Annotated in this window: 23 protein-coding genes; 16 read left to right on the plus strand and 7 right to left on the minus strand. The window is 65.9% G+C overall.

Annotated features, from left to right (window positions below; all coding sequences use genetic code 11):
* The first annotated feature begins 1 nt into the window (after position 1).
* Entirely contained in the window at positions 2-1,030 is a 1,029-nt protein-coding gene (locus ACWPOB_RS11760; protein ID WP_455400911.1) for an NAD-dependent epimerase/dehydratase family protein, read from the plus strand.
* Here ACWPOB_RS11760 and rfbC read toward each other — a convergent pair.
* Complete coding sequence (gene rfbC, locus ACWPOB_RS11765) at positions 1,014-1,568, minus strand: dTDP-4-dehydrorhamnose 3,5-epimerase (protein ID WP_455400912.1); 555 nt, start codon at positions 1,566-1,568, stop codon at positions 1,014-1,016. The genes ACWPOB_RS11760 and rfbC overlap by 17 nt on opposite strands.
* 14 nt (positions 1,569-1,582) lie before the next feature.
* On the opposite strand from rfbC, the gene ACWPOB_RS11770 reads away from it, so the two are divergent.
* The 3 genes from ACWPOB_RS11770 to ACWPOB_RS11780 all read left to right on the plus strand — a co-directional run bounded on the left by ACWPOB_RS11770 (position 1,583) and on the right by ACWPOB_RS11780 (position 5,241).
* Positions 1,583-2,653 (plus strand): class I SAM-dependent methyltransferase, encoded by a 1,071-nt coding sequence (locus tag ACWPOB_RS11770; RefSeq protein WP_455400913.1) that lies wholly within the window; start codon positions 1,583-1,585, stop codon positions 2,651-2,653.
* Positions 2,650-3,642, plus strand: coding sequence for a TIGR03621 family F420-dependent LLM class oxidoreductase (locus ACWPOB_RS11775; protein WP_455400914.1), 993 nt, complete (start codon positions 2,650-2,652; stop codon positions 3,640-3,642). Before ACWPOB_RS11770 ends, ACWPOB_RS11775 begins: the two co-directional genes overlap by 4 nt.
* 111 nt (positions 3,643-3,753) lie before the next feature.
* Positions 3,754-5,241, plus strand: a complete 1,488-nt coding sequence (locus ACWPOB_RS11780; RefSeq protein WP_455400915.1) for a lipopolysaccharide biosynthesis protein — start codon at positions 3,754-3,756, stop codon at positions 5,239-5,241.
* Here the strand turns inward: ACWPOB_RS11780 and ACWPOB_RS11785 are convergent.
* Complete coding sequence (locus ACWPOB_RS11785) at positions 5,238-6,410, minus strand: glycosyltransferase (RefSeq protein WP_455400916.1); 1,173 nt, start codon at positions 6,408-6,410, stop codon at positions 5,238-5,240. The two genes, ACWPOB_RS11780 and ACWPOB_RS11785, sit on opposite strands and share 4 nt — an antisense overlap.
* Positions 6,411-6,649: 239 nt before the next feature.
* On the opposite strand from ACWPOB_RS11785, the gene ACWPOB_RS11790 reads away from it, so the two are divergent.
* Positions 6,650-7,174 carry a YdcF family protein gene (locus ACWPOB_RS11790; RefSeq protein WP_455400917.1) on the plus strand — a complete coding sequence of 175 codons (525 nt, stop codon included), beginning with the start codon at positions 6,650-6,652 and terminating at the stop codon, positions 7,172-7,174.
* A 10-nt stretch (positions 7,175-7,184) separates the two neighbouring features.
* The gene (locus tag ACWPOB_RS11795; RefSeq protein WP_455400918.1) at positions 7,185-7,796 is read left to right on the plus strand and encodes a serine acetyltransferase; all 612 of its coding nucleotides are present in this window, start codon (positions 7,185-7,187) and stop codon (positions 7,794-7,796) included.
* Here ACWPOB_RS11795 and ACWPOB_RS11800 read toward each other — a convergent pair.
* The 3 genes from ACWPOB_RS11800 to ACWPOB_RS11810 are packed head-to-tail and all read right to left on the minus strand — an operon-like array spanning position 7,759 to position 11,224.
* The gene (locus tag ACWPOB_RS11800; protein WP_455400919.1) at positions 7,759-9,189 is read right to left on the minus strand and encodes a lipopolysaccharide biosynthesis protein; all 1,431 of its coding nucleotides are present in this window, start codon (positions 9,187-9,189) and stop codon (positions 7,759-7,761) included. The two genes, ACWPOB_RS11795 and ACWPOB_RS11800, sit on opposite strands and share 38 nt — an antisense overlap.
* Positions 9,084-9,992, minus strand: coding sequence for a glycosyltransferase family 2 protein (locus ACWPOB_RS11805; RefSeq protein ID WP_455400920.1), 909 nt, complete (start codon positions 9,990-9,992; stop codon positions 9,084-9,086). The genes ACWPOB_RS11800 and ACWPOB_RS11805 overlap by 106 nt, the downstream gene beginning before the upstream one ends.
* Positions 9,989-11,224, minus strand: a complete 1,236-nt coding sequence (locus ACWPOB_RS11810) for a hypothetical protein (protein ID WP_455400921.1) — start codon at positions 11,222-11,224, stop codon at positions 9,989-9,991. The genes ACWPOB_RS11805 and ACWPOB_RS11810 overlap by 4 nt, the downstream gene beginning before the upstream one ends.
* Positions 11,225-11,330: 106 nt before the next feature.
* On the opposite strand from ACWPOB_RS11810, the gene ACWPOB_RS11815 reads away from it, so the two are divergent.
* From ACWPOB_RS11815 to ACWPOB_RS11855, 9 genes are all read left to right on the plus strand, one after another.
* Complete coding sequence (locus tag ACWPOB_RS11815) at positions 11,331-11,879, plus strand: LbetaH domain-containing protein (RefSeq protein WP_346772766.1); 549 nt, start codon at positions 11,331-11,333, stop codon at positions 11,877-11,879.
* A 4-nt stretch (positions 11,880-11,883) separates the two neighbouring features.
* On the plus strand, positions 11,884-13,005 hold the full coding sequence (locus tag ACWPOB_RS11820) for a glycosyltransferase (protein WP_455400922.1): 1,122 nt from the start codon (positions 11,884-11,886) through the stop codon (positions 13,003-13,005).
* Complete coding sequence (locus tag ACWPOB_RS11825) at positions 13,002-13,667, plus strand: SGNH/GDSL hydrolase family protein (RefSeq protein WP_455400923.1); 666 nt, start codon at positions 13,002-13,004, stop codon at positions 13,665-13,667. Before ACWPOB_RS11820 ends, ACWPOB_RS11825 begins: the two co-directional genes overlap by 4 nt.
* 41 nt (positions 13,668-13,708) lie before the next feature.
* On the plus strand, positions 13,709-14,650 hold the full coding sequence (locus tag ACWPOB_RS11830) for an SGNH/GDSL hydrolase family protein (protein ID WP_455400924.1): 942 nt from the start codon (positions 13,709-13,711) through the stop codon (positions 14,648-14,650).
* Positions 14,647-15,960, plus strand: a complete 1,314-nt coding sequence (locus tag ACWPOB_RS11835; RefSeq protein ID WP_455400925.1) for a Wzz/FepE/Etk N-terminal domain-containing protein — start codon at positions 14,647-14,649, stop codon at positions 15,958-15,960. The genes ACWPOB_RS11830 and ACWPOB_RS11835 overlap by 4 nt, the downstream gene beginning before the upstream one ends.
* Before the next feature lie 182 nt (positions 15,961-16,142).
* Positions 16,143-17,243 carry a hypothetical protein gene (locus ACWPOB_RS11840; protein ID WP_455400926.1) on the plus strand — a complete coding sequence of 367 codons (1,101 nt, stop codon included), beginning with the start codon at positions 16,143-16,145 and terminating at the stop codon, positions 17,241-17,243.
* A 100-nt stretch (positions 17,244-17,343) separates the two neighbouring features.
* Positions 17,344-18,096, plus strand: coding sequence for a hypothetical protein (locus ACWPOB_RS11845; RefSeq protein ID WP_455400927.1), 753 nt, complete (start codon positions 17,344-17,346; stop codon positions 18,094-18,096).
* Positions 18,093-19,502: an O-antigen ligase family protein gene (locus ACWPOB_RS11850; protein ID WP_455400928.1), complete on the plus strand. Its 1,410-nt coding sequence runs from the start codon at positions 18,093-18,095 to the stop codon at positions 19,500-19,502. The genes ACWPOB_RS11845 and ACWPOB_RS11850 overlap by 4 nt, the downstream gene beginning before the upstream one ends.
* Positions 19,492-21,267 carry a DUF4082 domain-containing protein gene (locus ACWPOB_RS11855; protein WP_455400929.1) on the plus strand — a complete coding sequence of 592 codons (1,776 nt, stop codon included), beginning with the start codon at positions 19,492-19,494 and terminating at the stop codon, positions 21,265-21,267. Before ACWPOB_RS11850 ends, ACWPOB_RS11855 begins: the two co-directional genes overlap by 11 nt.
* A 16-nt stretch (positions 21,268-21,283) precedes the next feature.
* On the opposite strand, the gene ACWPOB_RS11860 is transcribed toward ACWPOB_RS11855, so the two are convergent.
* Both ACWPOB_RS11860 and ACWPOB_RS11865 read right to left on the minus strand, forming a co-directional pair.
* Positions 21,284-22,141, minus strand: a complete 858-nt coding sequence (locus ACWPOB_RS11860; RefSeq protein ID WP_455400930.1) for a glycosyltransferase — start codon at positions 22,139-22,141, stop codon at positions 21,284-21,286.
* Positions 22,134-23,873: a WecB/TagA/CpsF family glycosyltransferase gene (locus ACWPOB_RS11865; protein WP_455400931.1), complete on the minus strand. Its 1,740-nt coding sequence runs from the start codon at positions 23,871-23,873 to the stop codon at positions 22,134-22,136. Before ACWPOB_RS11865 ends, ACWPOB_RS11860 begins: the two co-directional genes overlap by 8 nt.
* A gap of 526 nt (positions 23,874-24,399) precedes the next feature.
* Between ACWPOB_RS11865 and ACWPOB_RS11870 the strand changes: the two genes are divergently transcribed.
* The gene (locus ACWPOB_RS11870; RefSeq protein ID WP_455400987.1) at positions 24,400-25,341 is read left to right on the plus strand and encodes a GDP-L-fucose synthase family protein; all 942 of its coding nucleotides are present in this window, start codon (positions 24,400-24,402) and stop codon (positions 25,339-25,341) included.
* The last annotated feature ends 2 nt before the right edge of the window (positions 25,342-25,343 follow it).

Here is a 25,343-nt window from a genome sequence, read left to right on the forward strand (position 1 = left end):
CATGCGTGTCCTCGTCACCGGTCATCAGGGATACCTCGGGTCGATCATGGTGCCGGTCCTTTGCTCGTACGGTCACGAGGTGATCGGCCTGGATTCCGGCCTCTTCGCCGACTGCATTCTCGGGCCCGCTCCGCAGGATCCTCCCGCGATCCGGCTCGATCTACGGGACATCACCGCATCGCACCTGACGGGATTCGACGCCGTGATCCACCTCGCGGCCCTGTCCAACGATCCCCTCGGCGCGCTCGAACCGAGAATCACCTACGAGATCAATCACCAGGCCTCCGTGCGGCTCGCTCGATGCGCCAAGGCGGCTGGTGTGCGTCGCTTCCTCTACGCATCCACGTGCTCTGTCTACGGCGCCGGCGGGGAAGAAGCCGTCGACGAGAGTGCACCGCTGCGCCCGCTCACGCCGTACGCGGAGAGCAAGGTGCGCGTCGAGGACGACGTGGCTGCGATCGCAGACCCTGGCTTCTCTCCGGTGTTTCTCCGCAACGCCACCGCATTCGGGTTCTCCCCCCGACTGCGAGCGGACATTGTTCTGAACAACCTGGTGGGGTATGCCGTTCTCACCGGTGAGGTGCGTGTGCTGTCGGACGGAACCCCTTGGCGACCGTTGGTGCACGCTCGGGACATCGCGGAAGCGTTCGCGCGCTGCCTTGTGGCGCCCGTAGACGCCATCCACTGCAACGCATTCAATATCGGCACCGAAACCAACAACCTGACGGTGGCCGACATCGCCGCTGCCGTGGTGGACGTTGTCCCTGGCTCCGAACTCGTGATCACCGGGGAGAGCGGCCCCGACCCTCGCTCGTACCGGGTCGACTTCTCTGCTGCTCGGGATCGGCTCGGCTACGAGGCGAAATGGACAGTTCCCGAAGGCGCCGCGGAACTGTACGAGAAGTACACCGCCTTCAGCTTGAAAGCGGAGGACTTCCACGAGCGGTTCACCCGGCTCTCACACCTGAAGGAGCTACAGGGAACAGGAGTCCTGGACGAATCGATGCGGTTTGTCAATGCAATCGCGTGAGCAACTCCCGCCAGCTTCCGGCCTTCGCGTCCCTCGCGGACACGGCAGTTACCGGCAGCGGCCAGTCGATCCCGAGATCCGCGTCGTCGTGGGCGACGCCGATGTCCTCCGCCGGGTCGTGCGGCCGATCGATCCGGTAGCAGACGTCCGCCGTCGCGGTCAGTGCCTGGAACCCGTGCAGGAATCCCGGCGGAACGTAGAGGTGGCGAAATTCTTCGTCGTCGAGCCGGAACACCTGGCTTCGTCCGAACGTCGGCGAGTCGGGCCGGATGTCGACCAGGACGTCGTGCACCGCGCCGTTCGCACAGCGCACGAGTTTGGCTTCGCCACGGCCGGACCTGCCGTGCATTCCCCGGACGACGCCGCGGACCGACCGGGATTGGGAGTCCTGCACGAACGCCGCGGCAGTTCCCGGCCTGCCGAGATGGTCATCGAACGTCTCCGCGTCGAACGTGCGCGTGAACAGCCCCCGTTCGTCGCGGAAGGGCTGCGGAATCAGCACGATCACGTCGGCCAACTCGGCTTCCTCGATGCGCACGAGGAAATGCTCCCATGAGTGTGTGCCGAGCGTGCGGAATGCCCGATCTGGATCGAGTACTCGATCTCGGAAAGGTGCCGGCCGCCGATCACTTTCCCCCGGCCGACGACGTCATCAGCGACGACGAGGTCTCGCATCCCCTTGCCATGGATCTGTGTGCGACGTGCGGCCTCGCGCAACTCGCCGAGGACGACACGATCATCGAGGAGCCACGCGGCGTCGAACCGCAGGCCCTGAGAGAACAGGCCGCTTGTGCGGTACGGAGCGTCGCTCGATCCGAGCGGTTACGGGGCTCGACGGTACGGGAGTTCGGCAGTCCCCACGGAGGGACGTGGCTTCCGCTGCTCCTCGAGCGTGGCTTCACCGTAGCCGACGGTACCTGCGACGTCGTGCTCGACTGTTTCGGCCTGATGCACGAACCGGACCAGTCGAAGGCCCTGGTCGAGCGAGCCGCTGCCACAGCTCCGGAGGGGGTGCTGCTCGTCCAGTTCCATTCCCTGGCCACCATCGTCTGCCGGGGCCAGTGGAACGCGCTTCGCCATGGCCACTTCGCGTACTACTCGATGACGGCGCTGACCCGCCTCCTCGATGACGTCGGCATGGGTCCGGTGGCTGCCTGGACGTTCGACCTCTACGGCGGCACGGTCCTCGTCGCGGCCATGCACGGGCAGGTCGAACCGGACGAATCGGTGCGGAGGGTCTTCGCCGACGAAACCGGCATGACCGATCCACGCACCGTAGGTTCACTGCAACGTGCTGCCGACGACCATGTGCGCTCACTGCGCACCTGGCTCGAGGACGAATACCGTTCCGGCGAACGCGTGTACGCATATGGCGCGGCGTCCCGTGCGGTGGCGTTGTTCAGCCTCGCGGCCGTCGACCGGAGGCTGGTGGCCGCGGTAGCCGACGCCTCACCGGCTAAACAGGGGCGCCGAATGCCCGGCACCGACGTGCCGATCATCTCGCCGGAGGAACTCGTTGCCGCTGAGCCGGACCGGGTGCTGCTGACACTTCCGGATCTGCTACCGGAAGTCGATCGGAGGTATCCCGCACTAGCCGGACGATGGAAGGTCGACGGTTCATGAGCTCGATCGGACAAGCCCCTCCCGCGATGCGCATGATCGCGCCCATGCCTCGGCTCCAGGCCGACGGCGCCAGATGGATCGCCGACGTGCGCCGGCTCGAATCCCTGGGGTTCGACACGGTAGCCGTCTCCCAGCACGTCAGCCACGGCTGGCAACTTGCTCCACTGGTCGCCATGGCATACGCCGCGGCCGGCACCACCCGGTTACGGGTCCTGTCCCTCGTGTTGCCGAACGATCTTCACCACCCGGCGTTGCTCGCCAAAGACATCTCGACGATCGACGTGCTCTCAGGCGGACGAGTCGAAGTCGGGATCGGCGCCGGCTGGCAGCCGGACGACTACGCGGCCCTCGGCCTCCGATTCGACACCACCGGCCGGCGGATCGCGAGGCTGGACGAAGCATTGACGGTGTTGCGGCGTTACTTCACGGCCGAGTTCGTCGATTTCGAGGGAGAACACTATCGAATCGGCCACATGGAAGCCCTTCCACGGTGCGTACAGCAACCGAATCCGCCGATTCTCGTCGGCGCCGGAGGGCCCCGGATGCTCGACCTGGCCGGACGTGCCGCCGACATCGTCGGGATACACCCGAGCATGCGCGCCAACACGATCGACGAAGCGGCGATCGCCGACCTCACGCCCGATCGCATCGAGGCCAAGATCCGGAGAGTCCGGGCCGCCGCCGACGCCGCGGGACGGCCCTGCCCCGTCCTCCAGTTCAACTGCTACTACGTCCGCGTGACGGACGCGCCTTGCGGTTCCGTGCCACGTTCATCGTGGTCGGGGCACATCGAGGCGGCCGGCGACACGTTGAAGGGCTCGCCGGCGATACTTGTCGGCACAGCGTCGGAATGTGCTGCGCAACTGCTCGAGTGGCGAGACCGATACGGAATCACATACTGGCACTTGGGTCAGGACGTCGAAAGCGCTGCTCGGATCATCGAAGAAATGGCTGTACAGTCCGTTTCGGTCCGGACGGCTGCGCCGTGAGTACATCAGCCGTGAGTACATCAGCTGCACCCGATACTCCGCTACGCCGGGGCCTTCGGCGATTCGTCACGCACCGAGGGCTCCCGCTGCGATCCCGGGCACGGGCCCCCCATGGCTGACAGCAGTCTGTCCTCGGGAATCCGCTGGAGCGGCATTTCCGTGATCGGTAGGGAGGTGTCCCGAGCCGGGTTCACGATCGTGCTTGCCCGGTTGATCGGTCCCGAAGCATTCGGCATCGTCGCGCAGGCATTGGTCTATATCGGCATCGTCGCACTTCTGCTGGACCAGGGCTTTTCCAGCGCGCTGATCCAGCGCGAACGCATCGAACCCGACATGCCCGGTGCGGTCGTCACGGTCAACCTGGCCGTCGGGGGGGCGCTCACCGCCTTGACCTGCGCCGTCGCCTCGGCATGGGCCTCCTTCATGCACTCCCCCGACCTCACCCTCGTACTCGTGGTGCTTTCACCCAGCTTGCTCATCCGAGCCGCGTCGATCACGCCGCGGGCGCTGCTCCAGCGCGATATGCGGTTCCGCGAGATCGGCCTCGCCGACATCACGGCCGCAATGGTCGGCGGGTTGGTCGGATTGGGTGTCGCGCTGGCAGGGGGAAGTTATTGGGGACTGGTGGCACAGATTGTCACCACCGACTCGGTGCTGCTGCTGATGCTGCTGGCGGCGGGAGCCGGACGGTCGCCGAATCTGCGTCTGAGGCACCTGCGCGAAATCGCCGCCTTTTCCTGGCGAGCGTTCACCGCCGGACTGCTGATCAACTCGGTGTCCCGGAATATCGACAACCTGTTGGTAGGACGGTTTCAAGGCCCTCAAGCTCTAGCCTTCTACGGCTTGGCGTATCGGCTGCTGCTCTTGCCGGTTCAGCTGGCATGCACCACCGTCGGCGCGGTGTTGTTTCCCGCGTTCGCCCGACTGGCGCACGACCTCGATGCACTCCGTAGGGAACTGGCGCGTGCAACGCGCGCCAATGCCGTCCTCGCGCTGCCCGTCATGGCCACGGCCGCCGTAGCAGCGCCCCAATTCATGGCCCTACTGTTCGGCTCCCAATGGGAACCTGCGATCCCCATCATTCAGGTACTCGCCATGGCAGGCGCCATACAGGCGATCTACCAGCCGTCGACAGCTCCCCTGATGCTCGGGCTCGGGCACGCAGGGCTCAACCTGCGCTATGCGTGGCTCACCACCGTCGTGTCCACCACGGGCATCGTCGCCGGTCTGCCGTTCGGCCCGTTCGGCGTGGCTGTCGGCTACAGCCTTGCGACCGGACTGCTCGTCCCCGTCGAGTGGCTCATCCGGCGGCGACTCCTCGGCGTAACTCTGCGCAGCCAGGTCGCCTTGTTGCTGCCGGGTCTCCACGTGGCGCTCTGGGCGGCGGCGACCTACCTTCTGGTCGCCGTCATCGTGCCGGATCGCACTGTGGTCGTGCTCGTAATCGGAATGCCGGGAGCGGCCGTTGCGGGTGCAACCGTTCTGCGACTCGCACATCCCACACTCTTCGCCGAACTTCGGCACATGGCCGACCGGGTACTCGGCCGCGGGGGCGGTCCGCCCGTTTCCTCCGAGGGTCGCACCGACGTCGCGCACTAATCGACAGCGGCCTCGACCACGGGCTGCATCCGACGCTCCCACGAAACCGCGTCGATGAACTGCTGTCGCCGGCCTTCCGGTGCGCTCCCCATGTCGAGGACCCGCTTCACGCCACTCGCCCATTCCTCGCGCCGGCAGATACACACCCGCTCGTCGTCGACTCCGTGGATGGGGGGCAGATCAACCGACAGCACGGGGAGCCCGGCAGCGAGATACTCGTAGAGTTTGAGGGGCGACATCGCGCGGATACAGGCTTGATCGCGGTGCGGAATCAATCCGACGTCGCAGGCTTGCACCAATGCTGCGAGTTCATGCTGCCCGACTGGGTCGAACACATGCACGCGGTCGAGCGAACGCAGCCACTCGACGGTCCGCGCATCTCCTGGATAGCCGATCATGACCAGCGAACCCACCATGCTCGCCGTGGTCTCGACCAGATCCGCTTCGAGACGGTCGTCGATCGTGCCGGTGTAGACGGCGCGAGGTCGCGGCAGCGCCGCGATTCGATCGGGTTCAGGATGCCGCGGACGCCACACGTCGGCGATCACCCCGTTGGGCACGACTGTGGTGCGCGGCGAAATACGCTCTGCGAGTTCCTCGGACACTGCGAATATCGCGGCTCCGCGTTCCTCGATGCGCCGGTAGGCTTCGCGGTAGAGATCCCACCATCGAACCACCCCCTCCCCTGTCGCCCAATCGTCCTGGCCGAAGTACACGACCTTGCTGATCCACGGAGAATCACAGAATGCCGCCACGAAGGGGTTGTAGGTGACCAGGGCCGCCGACCTCGGACGCGGTTTCCGTTCGCCGCGAGTCCGAGCCAGCGCGCGCCCGAGCACTGCGCCGTAGCGGCGATAGGACCGTTCCACCCTGCCGAGATCGGTGGGATCGCCCGTCCGCAATCGGTGAGGCCGGACGCGGACCGCGTTTCGCCCGGCGACTGTGATGTCCTCGACGAGCCGGACAGGCCGACGGCGCGCCGCAGATACGACGTAGGAACGCCACGGATCGGCCACGATCAGTCTGCCGACCCGATCGTCGTGGGCAAGGGCAAGCAGCGTCTGGTCGGGCGGTCGGCAGAATTCACGACCGACTGCATCGTCGAACATCTCGTACGAGAACCCGAACACCACGTCGGGCCGGGGAGACGCCGAAGGGCTTCGCTCCATACCTCCAGATCCTAGGTCGATCGGTGCAGGGAAGGTCGCCGATCGGGATCCGCGATATCGACGTCCTCGCGTGCCGGTCAGGCCCGACCGCAAGGCAAAATCTCGTCCGTATCGATTTCGACGCCGACCGCACGATCCGACAGAGTTGCGTCCCATACACTGGCCGGTAGTCACGGCACCCTCGGCTCGAAACGGAGAACACGTGGGTGAGGCTTCGAAACAACTGGCCTTCCATCCGTATGGTGGTGGCGTCGATATGCATACTGGTGATCGCAGCACTGGTTACCGGGTTGCCGGTCTACGTCCGGCCACAGACTGATTCGCTGCGCCCTGCCGACGCGATCTTCGTCCTCGGCGGGGAGGACTGGCGCCGCCACTCGCTCGGCATCGAGCTCGGCATCGCAGGCTGGGCGCCGAAGGTGGTTCTCTCCCATCCCGACGGGCCGGGTGACAACTGGGCCTCGGAGAACTGCGGGAAGGCGTATCCCGGATTCGAAGTGGACTGTTTCCTCCCCGATCCATCGACGACCCGAGGCGAAGCGCGAGAAGTGCGCCGCCGGGCCGAGCAGTACGGTTGGAACCGGGTGATCGTCGTGACGTACACACCGCACATCTCCCGAGCTCGATTCGTCCTGCAGCGGTGCTTCGACGGCGAATTGATCATGGTGGCAAGCCCAGCGGAGCTCTCGCTCTGGGGATGGGCGTCCGAGTACGCATACCAGACCGCGGGCTATCTGAAGGCCGAACTGGAACCGGGATGTTGAAAGGCGGACGATGCGAGGCAATCGAGCAGCACTGCTCCAGGGTGCACGCATCTGGGCGTTTCCGCTGTGGTGGATCTCCACCCGCTGGGACTCGACGGATGCGATCGCGGAGGACGTCGACTGGTGGAGTCGGTGCATCGGGGACGCGGACCTGGCGTCACTCGACAGGTACTCGAGATTCGCCTATCTGGCCGGGGCGCTCACCGAGTTTCGTACGCTCGTGCACTACCGTCTCCGTTCCGCGCCGCCGGTCCTACGGATGCTGCTTCGCGCGCTGTACCGACCCGCCGCCACGCTGACTCTCGAAGCGGACCGAATCGGCCCTGGTCTCTTCATTCAGCACGGCGTCGGCACGATCGTCACGGCCGAATCCATCGGGCGTCATTGCTGGATCAACCAGCAGGTCACCATCGGTCACGACGCGCGGGGAAGGCCGACCCTCGGTGACGGAGTCCGCGTCGGCGCCGGCGCGATCGTGATCGGTCCGATCACCCTGCACGACGGGGCGACCGTCGGCGTAAACGCGACGGTGATCCGTGATGTGCCTGCAGGGACGACCGTAGTCGCCCCGTTGGCCACCGAACTCAGGGGCCGACGAGTGACCGGCGACGAACCAGGCTAGGTACCCACAGAAGATCCGGGAGAACTTGCGCCAGGCAAATGCCCAGCACAGAAGCGCACACCACGCCCACTGCTCCGAACGGTCCCGCCCACGCGAACCCGAGGCCGAGACTGAGTGCGGCCATGACGACCGTCCACAGCGCTTGCCACCGCGCCTCGCCGGGACCGACCAGCAGCACGTTCGCCGGGAGATGTGCGGTTTGTGCGACCATCAGCACACCGAATCCGAGCGCGAGCAACGCAGACACGTCGATCTGACCGCCCGAAAGCACGGACGCGGCCCATGGGCCGAGCAGCGCGATTCCGATGGCCCCGATCGCTGCGCACAGGACGAGTACAGCCGTGAGCCGCCACCACATCCGGATCGTCTCGTCAGGGGCGGACCGTCTTTGCACGAACATCGGCCAATAGGCCAATCCCGCCGTCGAGAGAACCGACCAGACCACGCCGTAGATCTGCGCCATCACGGCGTACTCGGACAGTTCCGTGGGTGTTGACAGATGCGCCAGGAGAACCCGTCCGGACTGGAGCCCGATGGGCAGCCCCACGCCGACGACGAACAACCATCCGCTGCCCGCCAGCAGCCTGGCTCCGGTCGTCGGTGCGGACGTCCGTGCAAACGCCGACCATCCGAGCCCGCTCAGTCGCAAAGCCAAGACGGTACCGAGAATCTGTCCGCCGAGCAGACCACCGAGCGCCGATACTGCGTACCAGATCTCGTTCACCCCGGTCACGTACAGCACGAGGGTGATCACCAGCGCGACAGCCGGACAGCTCATCTGCACCAGCGTCGCCTCAGGGATCCGTCCGATCCCGATGAGGATCCGGAAACCGAGGCCGGCAGGAATCGTGAGCGCGAAGACACACACGGCAAGAGTGATCGCCCACCGGTCCGCGGGACCACTGGACATGCCGACGAGCACGGTCCAGCCGTCGAATGCCATGACGACCAAGGCCCCGGACACGACTGCGGCGGCGACCACGAACAGAACGCGATAGGCACGTCGGACGACATCGGCCGCACTCGAATCCCCCTCATGCTGATGGAGCGTCGCACTGGCGCTCAGCACCGTCGCGCCGATCCCGAAGTCGACGAATGGCACAAGAAGAGTGATCGTTGCGATCAAGGACACCAACCCGAAGACCGCCGCTCCCGTCTCGTGCGCGATGACGGCCGTGTTGGCGAGTCCCAGGACAGCAACCACCGGAGTACCGAGAATGCGGTACAGCGTGCCCCGGAACAATGCTCGACGCTCCTCCGGCGTGAGCTGATCGTGCGCCACTTCCATCAACGGACCGATGCGTGTGCTGTGCGCACAAGTATCCGCGCGGCGCTGAGAGCTGCGTATACGACGGCGAACGGACCCGGCCTGCCATGACGTACCGCCGACCACATCGAGCGCCGCACACCTGCCAGCGACCGCGCGGACACCGCCGCGCTCACCGGGCTCGTGCAGAGGTAATCACCACGAACGCGCGGCGATTCCTCACCGAGATACTCCAGCCCCCAGGCGATGTACTCATCGGCCCGGTCCAACGAGCTGTGGGACAGGGACGAATTCCCCACGTGGTAGGTACTCAACACGTCCGGATGGTGGACGAGGCAGACATCAGGGACGGCGCGTCGGACCCGCAGCAGCCAGCTCGCCTCCTCGTGCGGCGCGTCCGCGTCGGCATCCCACGGGACGGCGCCCACGAGATCCACGGGGAAGCACAGTGTCGAGGTCTGCAAAGTCGCGCCACCGACCGTGAATCCGGTGAACCGGAACAGATACTCCGCGATGGATTGCTCCGAGCCGATGAGGCGCCGCGGCCAGACTCGCCGTCGGGTCCCCGGTCCGACGACCGCCATACGCGACGATGCGATCCAGGCCTTTCCGAAAGCCGCCTCGTGTTCGACGGCCGCCAACTGTCGTTCGAGCTTGACCCGGCGCCACTCGTCGTCGTCGTCGAGCAGAGCGATCACGCTCCCGTGCGCGGCATCGATCCCCAGTTGCCGACATCTGGCGGGTCCGACCCGACCTTCGCTGCGCAGCACCACGATGCGGTCGTCCGGCGGCAGGGACACGGCCAGATCGGTGTCCGCGACCACGATGATCTCGGCGACCGGATACGTCTGCTCGAGAGCGGATTGCACAGCGCCGTACAAGGAAGGCCGACCGAGCGTGGGGATCACGACGGTCACATTCGGTCTCATGACGAGTCCCGTACAGCAACCATCGGCCGGCGAACGCGTACCGCGCAGAAGAAGAGCGTGATGCAGGCAAACTCCGGGATCATGTTGTACGTCCACGGCGCGTAGAGCAGGTCCCAGATGCCTTGCAGAGCGAGGGTCACCACGAGCGGACTCCAGCGGCCGAAATATGTGCTGTTCCAGACCACGCCGACGCAGGCGACGAGGAGCCACAGTGGCAGAAGCACCGCCAGAATGCCGCCCTCGACCCAGGAACCCAGCAGGATCGAATGGGTTGCGGAGTAATCGCTCGGCGGCAGCCGCCAGTAGAGGTCGAACGGGAAAGTGGGATCGAATCCCATCCGGATCGCCAGGTGCTGGGCCCGGGCATACACGTCCGGAGTCAGGTTGAAGGCACTTCCCCAACCGAGGAAAGGACGCTCGAGAATGGCTGTGATGTTCAGCGGGGGCTCGGTGCGGCCGACCAGCAGCAACGGCAGATTCGTGGCGTCCTGCTCCAGCGTCTTCTGCTGCAGCGCGGCCCCGAACAGTCCCGCCCGCGCGGCGATCGGCATCACCTGCGCGAAGACCAACCCGAACACCACGACTCCCAGGAACTGCCAGCCTCGTCCGATCCGGGAACCCAGGACGTGCCGGGTGAAGACGATGGCGCCGGCGAGCAGACACACGAGGGCATGCGACCGGAAGTTCAGTCCCAGGCTCGCCAGCCCAAGCGCCACGAGTACCGCCGATTGCAGCAGCGGATGAATCCGCGCCGTCGTCATTCCGAAGAGGACGAGAATCGTCACCGCGTGAGCGATTCCGTACTTCCAAAGGTCAGGAATGCTCCCGGTTCGGGTCAGTTCGATTCCCTGGGTCAGGAAGAAGACCAGAGTGCCGGTGGCGATTCCGGCGAGGACTGTGGCGGTCGCGTCCACCGCACGGGCCGTGAGCACGGTCAGGCCCACGAGGTAGAGCAGGAATGCAGGAAATGCGATTGCGTTGGGCCATAGCGCGGTGACCCCGTTCACCGCACACGACGCGACAAAGGAGAGTGATCCCGCCACCGCGAGTACGGCCGGCAACAGGTCGATCCCCCGGTGCATCATGAGCAGGAAGCCGGGTGCCAGCAGCAGACAGACCACCGACAACCCGGTGACGGTGAAGTTCGCCAATTGAACACCCGACGTGGCACCGATAGCGAACAGGGCCACTCGGGCCAGCACCTGACGGTGTGCACGCTGGCGTTCGGCCACGGTAGGGACGGATGCACACCCGAGATCTGTCACGAAATGCCCCTCAGTCGGAGCCGAACACGGCGTATCCTCTCGAAGTGTAGTGCGTTGTCCTGCGGAGGTGCGCGTGTCCGCTGCACAGTCCAAGCGGTCGCTGCAATCCCTGCGTGGCCGCCCCTACGACAAGGGTCGCGGCTTCGCCGCCCAAGCCCTGTGGGTTGCGGTGTCGACGCTGATCTTCACCCAGGTATGGTGTCCGGCGCGCCTGCGGTGCACGATCCTGCGCTGCTTCGGGGCCCGCATCGGCACCGGGGTGCTGATCAAGCACCGGGTCAACGTTCAATGGCCGTGGAAGCTGGTGGTCGGGAACGATTCGTGGATCGGAACAGGGGCCGATCTCTACAACATCGACGAGATCGTGATCGGTTCGGATGTCTGCGTGTCGCAGTACACCTATCTCTGCACGGGGAGTCACGACAGGCGGTCGAAGACCTTCGAGTTCGACAACGGCCCGATCGTCATCGAGGACGGCGTCTGGCTCTGCGCCGGTTCCACCGTCTTGCGGGGCGTGACCATCGGCGCGAATTCGGTCGTGGGAGCGAGAGCACTGGTGACCGCCGACGTTCCTCCCGATTCACTCGTCCGGGCTCCGCGATCGATCGTCACACCGGGTTGATTCCGTGCGCATCCTGCAAGTGGTCACGCTGCTCGACCCCGACGGCGCGTACGGGGGACCCGCCCGGGTCGCGCTCAATCAGAGTATGGAGCTGATCCGCCGGGGCCACGAGGTGACGCTCGGCGCCGGCGCCCGGGGGTTCCCGGTCGTACCGACCCGCTTGAACGACGTACCGGTCAAGCTGTTCACCGTCCGAACCGTAGTTCCCAGGACGGGGTTCGCCGGTGTCGGTGCGCCCGGATTGCAGCGATGGTTCCACCGCAACCGGACTCGGTTCGACGTCGTCCACATCCATTTCGGCCGCGACCTCGTCGTGCTCCCGCTTGCGGTGAGCGCGCGGCGCCACGGGATCCTGTACGTGCTCCAGCCCCACGGCATGGTCACTCCGTCCGATCATCCGCTCGCCGGCCCGCTCGACGCGCTGTGGACGAGGAAGGTGCTGCGCGACGCCGGAGCCGTGTTCCACCTCACCGCGCTGGAGAAGGACCAGCTCGCCACCGTCGCACGGACGTCATTGCCTTTCGTGGAGCTCGGCAACGGCGTGCCGTACTACCCACCCGGCCGGCCGAGCGCGGAACCTCCCGAGGTGCTCTTCGTCGCACGCATGCACCCGCGCAAGCGCCCGACGGCGTTCGTGGAAATGGCCGAAGTTCTGCTCTCCGCCGGGATGGACGCCCGGTTCACCCTGGTGGGACCGGACGAGGGCGAGGGCCCGGCGCTGCGCACCATGCTCGCAGCCGAAGCAGACCCGCGGATTTCATGGGAGGGAGCGCTCGACCCGGACGACGTGCCCCGGCGGATGGCGGCAGCGACCGTGTACGTGCTCCCCTCAGTGCGTGAGCCCTACCCGATGTCGGTGCTCGAAGCCATGTCCGTGGGTGTTCCCGTCGTGGTGACCCGCGACTGTGGACTCGCCCCGACGATCGAACGAACAGGCAGCGGAATCGTCACGGCGCCGGCAGTGCGCGCTCTGGTCACCGCTGTCGAGTCGCTGCTTGCCGACCGGTCTCTCGCGCGTGCCATGGGGGAACGAGGACGCCGTGCTGTGCGCACCGACCTGGGGATGCACGCGGTCGGTGACCGACTGCTCGATACCTACGCGGACGTGGCCGGGAGTGAACGATGAAGCGACTCACCATTGCTCCACGGACGCTCATGGCCGTCCTCGCGGCCAACGTCTTGGTCAGTGCCCTCGTAGCCACTTCGGTCTTCGCGATGACACGTACCAGCGAGGCAGATGCGTCCCCACTCGCCATCGCGGTGGTGGGCGACGAATGGTCGGCCGGATTCCGCAACCGAACGGTGTGGCCGACGCTCATGGCCGATCGAACGGGATGGTCCGTCGCCAATTTCGCCCTGCCCGACTCCGGCTTCGTCGCCGACGGTCAGGGCGGCCACGCGTTCACCTATCAGGTCGACCGCGCGGATGCTGTCGATCCACGGGTCGTCCTGATCGTCGGGGGGCTCGGCGACACCGGACTGCCGGACACGGACGCGATCGTGGTGGGCGCGATCGATGCGATCAACAAGATCGTCGTCGGTGGCCGGCGCCCCCTCTTGGTCGGGCCCACGTGGTTCGAGACGCCGGTTCCGGCATCGGCCGTCCGGGTGTCCGACGCTCTCCGCAGCACCGCAGACGAGATGGGGGTGCCGTACCTGGATGCACTCGATCCCCCGTTGCTGACGAGGGATCAGATGTGGCCGGACCTGAGCGGGCCGACGGACGCCGGACAATCGGCGCTCGCCGACATGATCGCGGCGTGGGTCCGCACGCAGGTCATCCGATGAACCGCACCCGGCTATTGGGTACGGCCGCGATAATGCCAGCCGTGGCGATCACGGGCGGCGCGGTGTTCGTGTTCTATCGCAAACGGCGTGATCGACGAGATCATCCTTCACCGCCGGCAGCCCCCCGCCGCCGGACCCTCGAGACTCGAACTACGGATTCGGAACCTCGCCGCGCCGGTTTCCGGTACTCCCCGGGCCGGAGGCAGGGAGGCAAGCCCGCCGCATCTCGACGCGCTCGGTGTGATCTGGCCGCGATAGTGTCGGCCCTGGCAATCGCGATCGGCCTGGTATTCGTCTCCGGACCGACGTACACCGCAGATACACCATCCACACGCCCGTCCCCAGAGATCACTCGCTTGAACGTTGCCGACGACAGTCGGCCTTCCGTACTGTTCATCGGCGATTCGTACACCGCCGGGACCGGTCTTGCGGAAATGTCCTACGCCTGCACGACGGCGGTCCGGATGGGGTGGCTGTGCAACCTCGCAGCCGTGCCGGGAACGGGCTACATCAGCGGCGGGCCGGCCAACAGGTTCGTGGTCGACGAGTACATCGGTCGGTCGACGTCGTTCGCCGAACGCATCCCGCGCCTGGCCACCGTCTATGCACCCGACGTCGTGGTGCTCGACGGCGGACGAAACGATCTCTTTCCACCCACCGAGGACGTCTTCCGGGCAATGGTCGCGACCGTCGAAGACGTACGGCGCACCTGGCCCGCGGCCACGGTCGTCTTCGTCAGGCCTCGCCTCCTCGCCGACCCATCCGACGATCTGGGATTCGACGACGAATTCATCGCGCGCCTGGCGGCAGAACCCGCCGCCGAGGGTGTCCTGTTCGTCGATCCCATCGCGCCGTTGAGCGGGACGGACACATCCGCGCTGCTGGCTGCGGATCGAAAGCACCCCAATCCCCTCGGTGTGCAAGCCATCGGTGCGGCGCTGACCGATTCGCTCGAAGCTCTCGGACCGGGCGTCCGATCATGAACGACACGGTTTCCGAGTACGGTCGTGTACTGCGTGAGCGGTGGCGCTGGATCGTATGGGGAGTTCTGCTGACGCTGGCTGCAACGACGCTGTTCCTGCTGCTGCGTCCGCCGCTGTACCGGTGCGAGGCCGCCGTGTTCGTCCGCACGCCCGGTGATGTCAGCCGCGTTCTCGACGGGGGCGACTCCTACGCGCAGGGCCGTGCTCGAACCTATGCCGCGATGGCGAACAGCCGCGACGTGGCAGCTCGGGTGATCGCCGATCTCGGTCTCGGCCTCACGCCCGAGGTGCTGTCCGCGCGAGTAGAGGCGGTCAATCCACCGGGCACGGCACTCATCGAGTTCGAGTTCCGTGCCCCCTCGGCCGAAGAGTCCGAACAGATGGCGACCGTCTTCCTCTCCGAACTCGCGGCCACAGTGCGCACTCTGGAGTCGGTTCCCGGATCGCTCGTCCCACGCGCCGAGTTGATCGTCGTCGATACCCCGGGGCCGACAGCTCGTGTCGTCGCCATGCGTGCCACGATCCCGGTCATCTTGTCCGGCGCGGTGCTGATCGGGGCGCTCCTCGGCTCCGCGGGGGCCGTGCTGCGTTTCCTCTTCGATCACTCGATCCGCGACCCCCGCGATGCTGCACGGATTTCGGGGCGGCCGGTTCTCGGTTCGATCGGCGGGGAACCGACGGAGCAGTTCACGGTGGAGGAGCGCGGGATCCTGTACCGTCTGCTCGCGGCCGTCGACCGGTCGGAACGCGGCGCGTTCACGGTGACCGGCGCCGGTCCCGGATCCACGGTCACCGCGGTGTCCGTCTTCCTCGCCACGGCGCTCGCCATGCGCAGCGATTCGGTGGTACTGGTCGATCTCGACTTCCGCTCCGCCGAACTGACGGAGGCGCTGTCGGATCGCCACGCGTCCGGGGTTGCCGACGTACTGCGCGGAGAGACGACACCGGCTGAAGCGGCGAGAGAAGTCTCGTTGCGAACCACCCACAGCAGTTTCATCGGAGTAGGCACCGCAGCGGGGGCCATCGATGACCGGATGCTCACAGCCCCGCTGCGGGGGATGGTCAACGCCCTCCGCACGTCGTACACATGGGTGGTACTCACGTGTCCCTCGGCGCCGGCAGCAGTAGAAATCGGGGCCGAATCGGACGTGGTCGTGCTCGCGGTGGGAAAGAATGTGACGACAGAGGAGCAGCTACGTCAGGCCTCGGCGTTGCTGCCGAGGGACGCGGTCGTGGTCTTCGACATGGACACCCACTGGAGTCCCGGCGGAAGGTCTGAGCCCGACAGGAACACCGAGGCGGCAGAGTGAGACTGGACAGGTTCCTTGCCGAGCTGAAGCTGTACCGGAAGACGTTTCTCGTCGTCACCGTTGTGGTGTTCGTTGCAGGTCTCGCCTGGCTTCTCCTGGCCCCGGACAGGTACGTGTCGACCACCAAGCTGATGGTGTCGATCGAGGGATCGACGACCGCCGCCGCATACCAGAACGACGAGGTGGTCGCGGGACGGGTCAACTCCTATGTAGTCCTGCTGACCAGCGACGTCGTGAACCAGCTCGTTGTGGATGAACTCGGCCTGCCGGAGACGGCCCGAGAAGTGGCCGGCAAGGTGAGCGCAACGGTCGTGCCGCCGAGAACGTCGATCATCGACATCACGGTCACGGACCGATATCCGGATCGTGCTCGGCTCATCGCCGACGCGCTCGCGCGCGAGTTCGTCGGGTACGTCGAGGCGCTGGAAACACCGACCGGCGACGACGGTCAGAAAGTGAACACGAGGATCGCCTCTTCCGCGTCCGAGCCACAGCAGGCGTGGGTCGAGCGGGCAGGTCCTGCTGCCGCCATCCTGCTCGCCGGACCGTTCCTGGGCGCCGTCGCGGTGTGGATCCGATCCCGAACCGACCCCATAGTGCGAACCGCCGACCGCGCCGTCACCGTGTCGGGAGTTCCGGTGCTCGGACGCGTGGACGGGGTGGATTCCGCAACGGACAGCGATATGGACGGGTATCGCCGGCTGCGGCTCCGGCTGCGGCTGCGCCCCGACCCTCGTGCCGAGCCTGGTGATCGGGCACAGGTCTGGGTCGTGACGTCGGCTGCAGGAGAGGCCGACACAGCGACGCTGGCGTCGAACCTGGGGCGTGTCACGGCATCGACCGGCGATCGCACGCTCGTCGTCCATACCGACGAGAGAGGGAGCCGGGCGGAAGCCGGGACGAGGGGGCCGGCGTGGACCGAATCCCCGCAACGCGACGGCGCGCCCGGCCTGCCCGACTCCACGCCCGGACTCACCGGCTACCCCTCCGACCCGCCGACGACCATCGCGACCGATGCGACCGATCCGACTGTCACGATCGACCGTCTGCGACCGGACTACGCGCAGGTCATCGTGGCCGCGCCCGCCGTCCTGTCGACGTGTACGGCCTCGATTGCGGGCGAACACGCCGACGGCATCCTCCTCGCGGCCGTATTGGACGTGACGCGACGGCGGGATTTGAGTCGCGCCGTCGAGTGCCTGCGCACTGTCGGCGCGCCTGTGACCGGCGTGGTGCTGTCGGATGGAGCAGAAAAGTCACAATCGACGGGTTTCAGTCGGTAGGGTTGAACTGCTCGGGTCGGCGAGTCTGCGGGTCGTCGAGCACGGTTCGTCCTCGGCAGGTAGCTCACGTCGGTTCATCCGATGATGAGGGGGCATTGACATGGATCTGTTCGATGTCGTGCGGTCGTGCTTCCGCCGCTGGTATGTCGTACTTCCACTTCTGGCGATCACCGCGTGGTACAGCTACGGCGTCTACAGCTCCGTGAAACCGGTCTACTACGCAAGCGCGGTCATCGGCTTGGCTCCGCCGAGTGTCCGGCAGGACACGCCCTCGACTGGCGGCGAGATCCGGCGGAATGGTCTCCTGGATGTCGGTGGAGCGTCACTGCTGGCGAATCTGACCGCACTCGGGCTGAGGGAACCGTCCGTGGTGGACCGGGTCGTGGCGGCCGGTGGCTTGTCCGATTACGGCGCGAAGGCCTTCCCGACCCCATCTCCCAACCCGCAGCTGCCGCTGGTGTTCGTCGAGGAGACGGCGTCGGATCCTGCCGACGTGACGAAGACCTTGGAGCTTGTTGCCGCACAGGCCGAAGTGACGCTGCGGACCCTGCAGCAGCAAGCACGTGTGCCGGAGGATCAGATGGTCACATCCTTCGTCGTGACACCGCCCGGCGTCCCGACGGCCGCGATGCCCACCCGCACACGCTCGACCGTCGCGATCCTTGCCACCGGGGTCGGACTATCGATCCTGTTCACCGTGTTGGTCGACGTTCTGCTGACGCGGCTGAAATCACGCAGGCAGACACGAGCCCAACCTCCGTCGCCGGCAGGTCCGCGCCCCGGCACATCCTCGTACAACCCCGACGGCGAAGGCGGACGTGTGCCTGCAGACGGTGCCGTGGATGCCCGATGAAGACTACGGTCTTCGTTGCGCGCCGACGGCCGGGCGATCCCTTCGACGGTGCGGTCCGCGGTGCCGAACAGCGAGACCGCACCACGTGGTTTCTCGCCTTCCTGTGTCTCCTGATCCCCTGCCTGCCGGCCTTCGCCACCCTGCCGGGCCCGCTCAAGAGCAACGGTTCACCTGCGCGGATGGCCGCGGTCCTGCTGTTCGGCCTCGTTGTCCTCGGATTCCTGACGGTCCGACGCACCACAACTCGCCCCACGGTGAACCCTGGGGTGGTCGTCATGCTCCTGTTCTTCCTGCTGCTGACCCTGGTCTACGGAGTCGGGTTGCTCCGGACGGGCGATGCCCTGGTGGAAGCCAACAAGACCCGGGCGATCATTACCCTGGTCGCGAACGTGGGGGTGTCCCTCTACGTTCTGGTAAGAATCGAGAGCACACGGCAGCGGACCATCATTCTCGGTTGCCTCACCGTGGGTCTGGCATTCGCGTGTTCGGTCGGACTACTCCAGAGTCTGACCTCGATCGATCTGCGATTCCTGTTCATGCCCCCGGGCTTCGTCGTGAACCTCGATCCCGAGTACCTGCAGTTCACCGAGCGGAGAGGCGCCGTGCGTGTTGTCGGTACCTCCGAGCACGCGATCGAATTCTCCGTTCTGGCGGCAGTGACCGTGCCGATGACCATCCACTTTGCGCGCTACGCCGCGCATCGGAGCGCCCGCTGGGCTGCAGTCGCCACGTGCGGTGTGGCGTTGGTGTCCATGCCCGCCGCCATCTCCCGCACGGGCGTGCTCACGCTGCTCGCGTGCCTGCTCGTCTACATGTTCGCGTTCCAGGTTCGGCAGCTGGTCCTGGCCGCCGTCGCCGGGGCGGCCGCGATCATGGGCTATGCCGTGGCCTTCCCGGAGACACTGAATGCGCTGTGGAGGACGATCACGGGTTCGGAACAGGATGACAGTATCCTGACGCGGACAGCCGACTATGCCGCAGTGTCGCAGACTTTTCGCGAGAATCCCGTCTTCGGTGTCGGCCTCGGTGGAGCTCCTCCCAGCGCGTACCAATTGCTGGACAACGAGTGGCTACGGACGATCGTGCAGGGCGGTGTCGTAGGACTCGTCGCGATGATTCTGCTGACGGGAGGAGCAATCTTCGGCATCTCGGCGGGATTGCGCCGCGCCACTTCGCCCCGCGAACGCGATCAGGCCTACATGATGGGATCAGTGTTGGTGGGCATTCTGGTCTCCAGCACTACCTTCGACCTGTTCTTCTACCAGCAGGCAACCTTCATCTTCTTCATCGTGTTCGGCCTGCTGTGGTCCACCTTCAGCGTTTCGGTGCCGGAAATCGACTCGCCCGACCGACACGACGCAGAACGCGACATATCCGCGCCACAGGCTGACGACAGTGTTCGATAAGCGCCGGACAGCACGTTCCCTCGTCGCCCCGCTGCTCGTGGCGGTGATGGTGCTTGCGGGATCGTGCACGCAAGGCTCCCCCGACACTGCCGAACGTTCCGGCTCGCCGGCAGGAAGCCTGTGGTCCGACGAAACCGTCCCGGCGGTCTTCGGCGATCCCGCCGCTCGGTCCATCGAAGTCGGCACCGAGTTCACGACGACGAGCGATGGAGTCGTCACCGCCGCGCGGTTCTATCAGGGGCCGGAGGACACAGGCGCGGTCACCGCCACCTTGTGGTCGTCCGACGGCACCGCCCTGGGTACCGTCCCGATCACCACCGGCCCGAGCGGCTGGCGGAATATACCGTTCGACGAACCGATTCCGATACAAGCGCACGGGAGTTACGTGATCTCCTACCGCGCTTCGAATGGGCACTATCCGACGGATCCGAACACCTTCGACCTGGGCGCAACCGTGAAGAGCGGATGGTTGACCGCGCGCGACGGACGGTTCACCTACGGCGAGGGAATCCCCGACCAGTCGGGAAACGGTGCCGCCTATTTCGTCGACGTCGTGTTCGAGCCGGCGGGTCCGTCGCTGCGATCGGTCGACGGCGGAGAGGAATATTACGACACCTTCGAGAATTCGCTACCAACGTCGCCGGACTACTTCCCTCTCGCAGTATGGTTCGCGCGCGTGACCTCCCCTGAGGAGGCTGCCGCCGATCGGACCCTCGGACTCAATACCTACGTCGAACTGACCGAAGACAGCAACGTGCGGGTGATTCGTGACAGCGGGATGTTCGCCGTTCCCAGCCGACCGGACCCGCTCGCGTCCGGTCAACTGACAACAGACGAGGCGGACATGTGGGCAGGTGCCGGAGATGCGCCGTGGACGGGTCGGATGCCTGACGATCGACCGATCTGCGTACCCGAACAAGCCAAGTGCGGTTACACGGTGATGTATGCGTTCAGGAGCAAGGTACCGTCGGGCGTCATGACGTTCACGAATTACGGCAAGGGCGTCACCTTCTGGGAACCCCGGGACGCAGCCGAGCGATTCGTCAACGACTTTCAGGATGTCGTATCCGCAGACAACTACTGGTTCACCGACGAGACGATCTGTCAGGCCGACCAGGGCGGTGTGCTCACGAAGGACGGGCAGGCCGACCTCTCCCCCGCGGAGTGCCATCTGGCGGCCAATTACGGTGTGACAACACGATACGTCCGCTCCTTGGTCCAGCCGCGTGCGGCGATGCCGGTGTGGAACTTCGTGGAGGTGGGTCATCCCTTCGAGGAGGACACGGGCGGCACGATCACGGGCCCGCAGATTCGAGCCGCGGTCTGGAGCAGCATCATCAACGGCGCACGCGGCATCGTCTACTTCTCCCACAACTTCGGCGGGTCGTGCCTGTCGTACAACATCTTCCGGGACCGGTGCGGGGACGACATCCGCGACGATGTCCGGGCAGTCAACGATCAGATCAACCGACTGGCCCCAGTTCTCAATGCACCGTTCGTCGACGGATTTGCCAGATCCGACGGACCCGTCGATCTGGCTGCCAAGTATCACGAGGGAAGCCTCTACGTACTCGCCGGATCCACGCGGAACGAAGGCGGAGACGCCACGATCACCCTTGCATGCGGGAATGCGGACCGGGTGGAGGTCTTGGACGAAGGTCGGAACATACCCATCACCGGCAACACATTCCGCGACACATTCGAGGACGGGAACGCCGTTCATCTTTATCGGATCGACCGGACTGCCGACTGCGACCTCCAGTAGCACCCCTCATGACCCTTCACCGAGGCTCTCGACTGCTTTCGTCGCGCTCCCACGGCACGTTCGGATGCAGTGCACCCCGTCGGGCCGCGAGCGCCACCGAGATGTACACCGCTGCATCCCCAGCCGATCCAGGTCCCCGGATCGACCGCAGCACCGCGCGTGCGGTGGCCGGGCCGGTGCGGCGCACGCGACTCCGATCGGCGACGCGAGCTTCGGTGCCGCCCCGATGACTGCGACGCAGAATTGCGAGCAGACTTGCGACATCGGTGGGGGTCGTGACCACGGCCGGCTCCGTATGCACCACGGATTTCTCATCGGCGTCGAACAGAGAGTCGACGAAAAGATCGTCCCCCGTGAGATCCGGGAAGGATCCGAACCTCGCATGCCCCTCTCTGCTCAGGCCGTACATACCGGCACCCCACAGTATGGGCTCTCGCTGCGGAATCCGCTGCCGGGCACGGTAGTAGCTGCGGACCAGTGGAGCGGAGCGGTCGAACGCGTAACGGAACTCGGGACGGGCGGCGAGCACGTCACCGCGGGCGAGTCGATCGAGGACGGCCAGTACCGCACCGGCCGAAATCCGGATGTCGGCGTCGAGGTACAGCCGGGGCCACATCGTGGCGATCCGGTCGCCGGTATTCAGTGCCGCAGGTTTGGACCCCTCCCGCAACTCGACGACGTGCACGCCCGGGATACGTCGGGCCACCGCGGCGGTGTCGTCGGTACAGCCGTTGGGCACCACAATCAGCTCGATATACCCCTCGGTTGCAGCGTGGCTGAGCGGCAGGAGCGTCCGCTCGATCACCGCGGCTTCGTTGTACGCGGGAACGATCACTGCGCCGCGTCGGTGCGGTCCCGACAGTCGTTCAGCCATGTGAGGTCGCGTGCGGGAGATCTCGCCATTTCCTGCGGTTCAGCACAGCTGCGAGCGTACGTCGGCGCTCCCGATCGTAGGAGCGCAGCGCTTCGGCCAGTGCCACAGCTCCGCGGAAAAGCACCGCGTACGCGGCTCCGTGGTGTCGTTTCACGTATCGAATACGGTTCACGGCCATGAGCCGTGCGAGAGCCGGCGATGTCCCCGAGCCTCCCTGGCGGTGTTGCACTACCGCCGACGGCTCGAACCGAACCAAATGACCGCGCTCGCGGATGCGACGGAAGTAGTCCGTCTCCTCGGAGTAGAGAAAGAACTCCTCGTTCCAGGGGCCTACCTCGTGCGCAACCGGGGTTCGAATGAGCAAGGCGGCTCCGGTTGCCCAGTCCACATCGTGAGCTTCGAGGTAATCCGCTGGACAGTAATCGATTTCGGAAAGCAAGGACGGCCTCTTACGAAGTCTGCGGCCGAGCAATGCGTCCCCGATCGCACGCGAGAGCGAGGGCTCGCGTCGAATCGAGTTGTAGACTGCGCCGTCTGCGTCGAGAATGAGCGGTACCACGGCCCCTATTCGGTCGTCGCCACGGAGCGATGTCATCAAGCGGGTCACCGCTCCAGGGGCCAACGACAGATCAGGATTGAGTATCAGCACGGCCTCGCACGGCTCCACGAACGGCATCGCCGCATTGATGCCACCGGCATAGCCGAGATTCCCCCCGGACTCGACCAACGTGATGTCGGTGTGCGAGCGCACTACATCGGTTGTGCCGTCGGACGACTGGTTGTCGACGACAACGGCGCGGATCGGCTGGTCGCGAGCAGCGATACGCAGGTCGTCGATCAGCCCGGGCAGATCGGACGCACTGTTGTACGTCACAACCACCACGGCAACGGTAGCCCGCCGGCGGGGCCCGACGAATGCACCGCGCCCCACACTCCTGTCGGGATGCGCCATCGCCGCTTCGTGCTGGAGGGTCGGTTCTCGGCGCATCAACCGCAGCAATTCCGGCGGATCGTGCACGAGATAGCGACGGCTCAACCGTCGTGGCTCCAGCATCAGTCGCCACGTCCACTCGAAGCCGTGGTCCGCCATCCACCTCGGCGCCCGGCTCACGCGGCCGGCAAGGAAGTCCACCACGGCACCGAACGCGAGCAGCACCCGCGCTCCGGTGTCCGGGCCGAATCGCGCAATCCAATTCTCCTGCAGGGGCTTTCCCAGCCCCACAATCAGGATTTCCACCTCGGCCGAACGGATGTCGGCGGCGATTCCCGCCGACGTTCGGGAGTCGAGTATCTCGGATCGCGCCGGCGCCCAGGTGCCCGCGACCTGCAGGGTGGGAAGGCGCATCCTCAGCGTCTTGCGGAGTTGCTCGTGTGTCTCGGCGGTCCCGCCGAGAAACCCCACCCGCGTGCCGTGTTTCGCCGCGTACTCCAGAATCGGCCAGATCAGGTCACTGCCCGAAAGCTTCGGCCACGGCCGACCGCTGAGCGCCTCGGCTTTCCGGACGAGCGGCACTCCGTCGAGCAGTGTGAGCCAGCGCAGCCCCCTGGACGGCTCTGCGATGGAAACCGCAGGTGGACGGTCCGTCCAGAAGCTGTCGCGTTCGAAGTGATGGAGATGGTCAAGGTTGGCCGATGCGACGGCGAGCGGGTCCGGTAAGCGGAGCGCATCGACGATCAGGGCCATCGCGAGCTCTCGATCGACCAGATCGATCGGAACGGCATCCACAACCATTCGAGGCCACGGCGTCGGGCATGGGTGCGCCGGACCGCGCAGGTCTCGCTGTCCGTGATCCCAACTCGTCCCACCCAACTCGCACCCCTCGAGGCGTCGTTGTTCCGTTGAATTTTACCCGAGCTGCATGTAGTTCGGGCCCGATACGTGCGTGCGCGGCCAGATCGGAACACCCGACGACGCGGTGAGCTCGCCGGCACGTGCCGGCCTTGTCGCGTTCCGTCGGCTCAGTCGCAGTCCTGCCCGTACACCGGGCACGCGCTGAGAATCTCCGCGCGTCGACGAACGAGCAAGTGGTAACCTTCGAACCCGGTACCGGTTCCGGTTCGGGGTGATCGGTGGGAGGAAGTTGCGGTGCGTGCATGTGCCACCCTCTCCCGGACATCACCGGAGCGTTCGGGATCCCCACCGGAGGATCGAGGTGGCCGTGTCGGATACCGACCCTGCACGGGATAACGTCCATGTCGATTTGTCCGATCGGGCCCCCCGCGTCGGAGGTCGTGATCCCGGGACGAACTCTCACCCCATACCTCGAAGCACCCGGATCTACATCGCGGGTCACCGGGGGCTGGTGGGATCGGCGCTGTGGCGCCACTTCGCAAAGCACGGATTCGAGAATCTGATCGGACGTAGTTCGGCCGAATTGGATCTGCGCGACGCCCGCGCTACCGCGGAGTTCTTCGAGGCGACCCGCCCGCAGGTGGTGATCGCCGCAGCAGCACGGGTCGGCGGGATCGCAGCGAACGCTCGTCGACCCGCCGACTTCATCTCCGACAATGTGCGGATACAGGTGAACCTGCTGGACAGCGCCGTCGCGAGTGGCGTGAAGCGATTCCTCTTCCTGGGGTCGAGCTGCATCTACCCCAAGTTCGCAGAACAGCCGATTCGCGAAGAGGCACTCTTCACAGGTCCCTTGGAGGAGACGAACGAAAGCTACGCGGTCGCGAAGCTGGCCGGGATCGCGCACGTCACCGCCATCCGCCGCCAGCACGGCCTGCCCTACATCAGCGCGATGCCCACGAACCTCTACGGTCCGGGCGACAACTTCAGCCCGCACGACAGCCACGTCCTGCCCGCCATGATCCGTCGCCTCCATGACGCGGCACGGAACAGCGCTCCGCTTGCAACGTGCTGGGGCACGGGCCGGCCCCGGCGCGAGTTCATGTATGTCGACGACTTCGCGGATGCCTGCCACTTCCTGCTGGACCACTACGACGACTGCCGGCCCGTCAATGTGGGCACTGGTAGTGACATAACGATCGCCGAGATCGCGCACCTTGTCGCCGAGGTGGTCGGCTACCGCGGGGCGATTCGGTGGGATCCGTCGAAGCCGGACGGCACCCCGCGCAAATTGCTCGACGTCCGACGCCTCACGGATCTCGGATGGACCGCGAAGACCCCGCTCGAGGAGGGCGTCCGGACGACATACGAGTGGTTTGCCGCGCATCAGGGAACCTATCGCAGCTGATC

It is taken from the genome of Rhodococcus sp. 2H158, assembly GCF_053764755.1.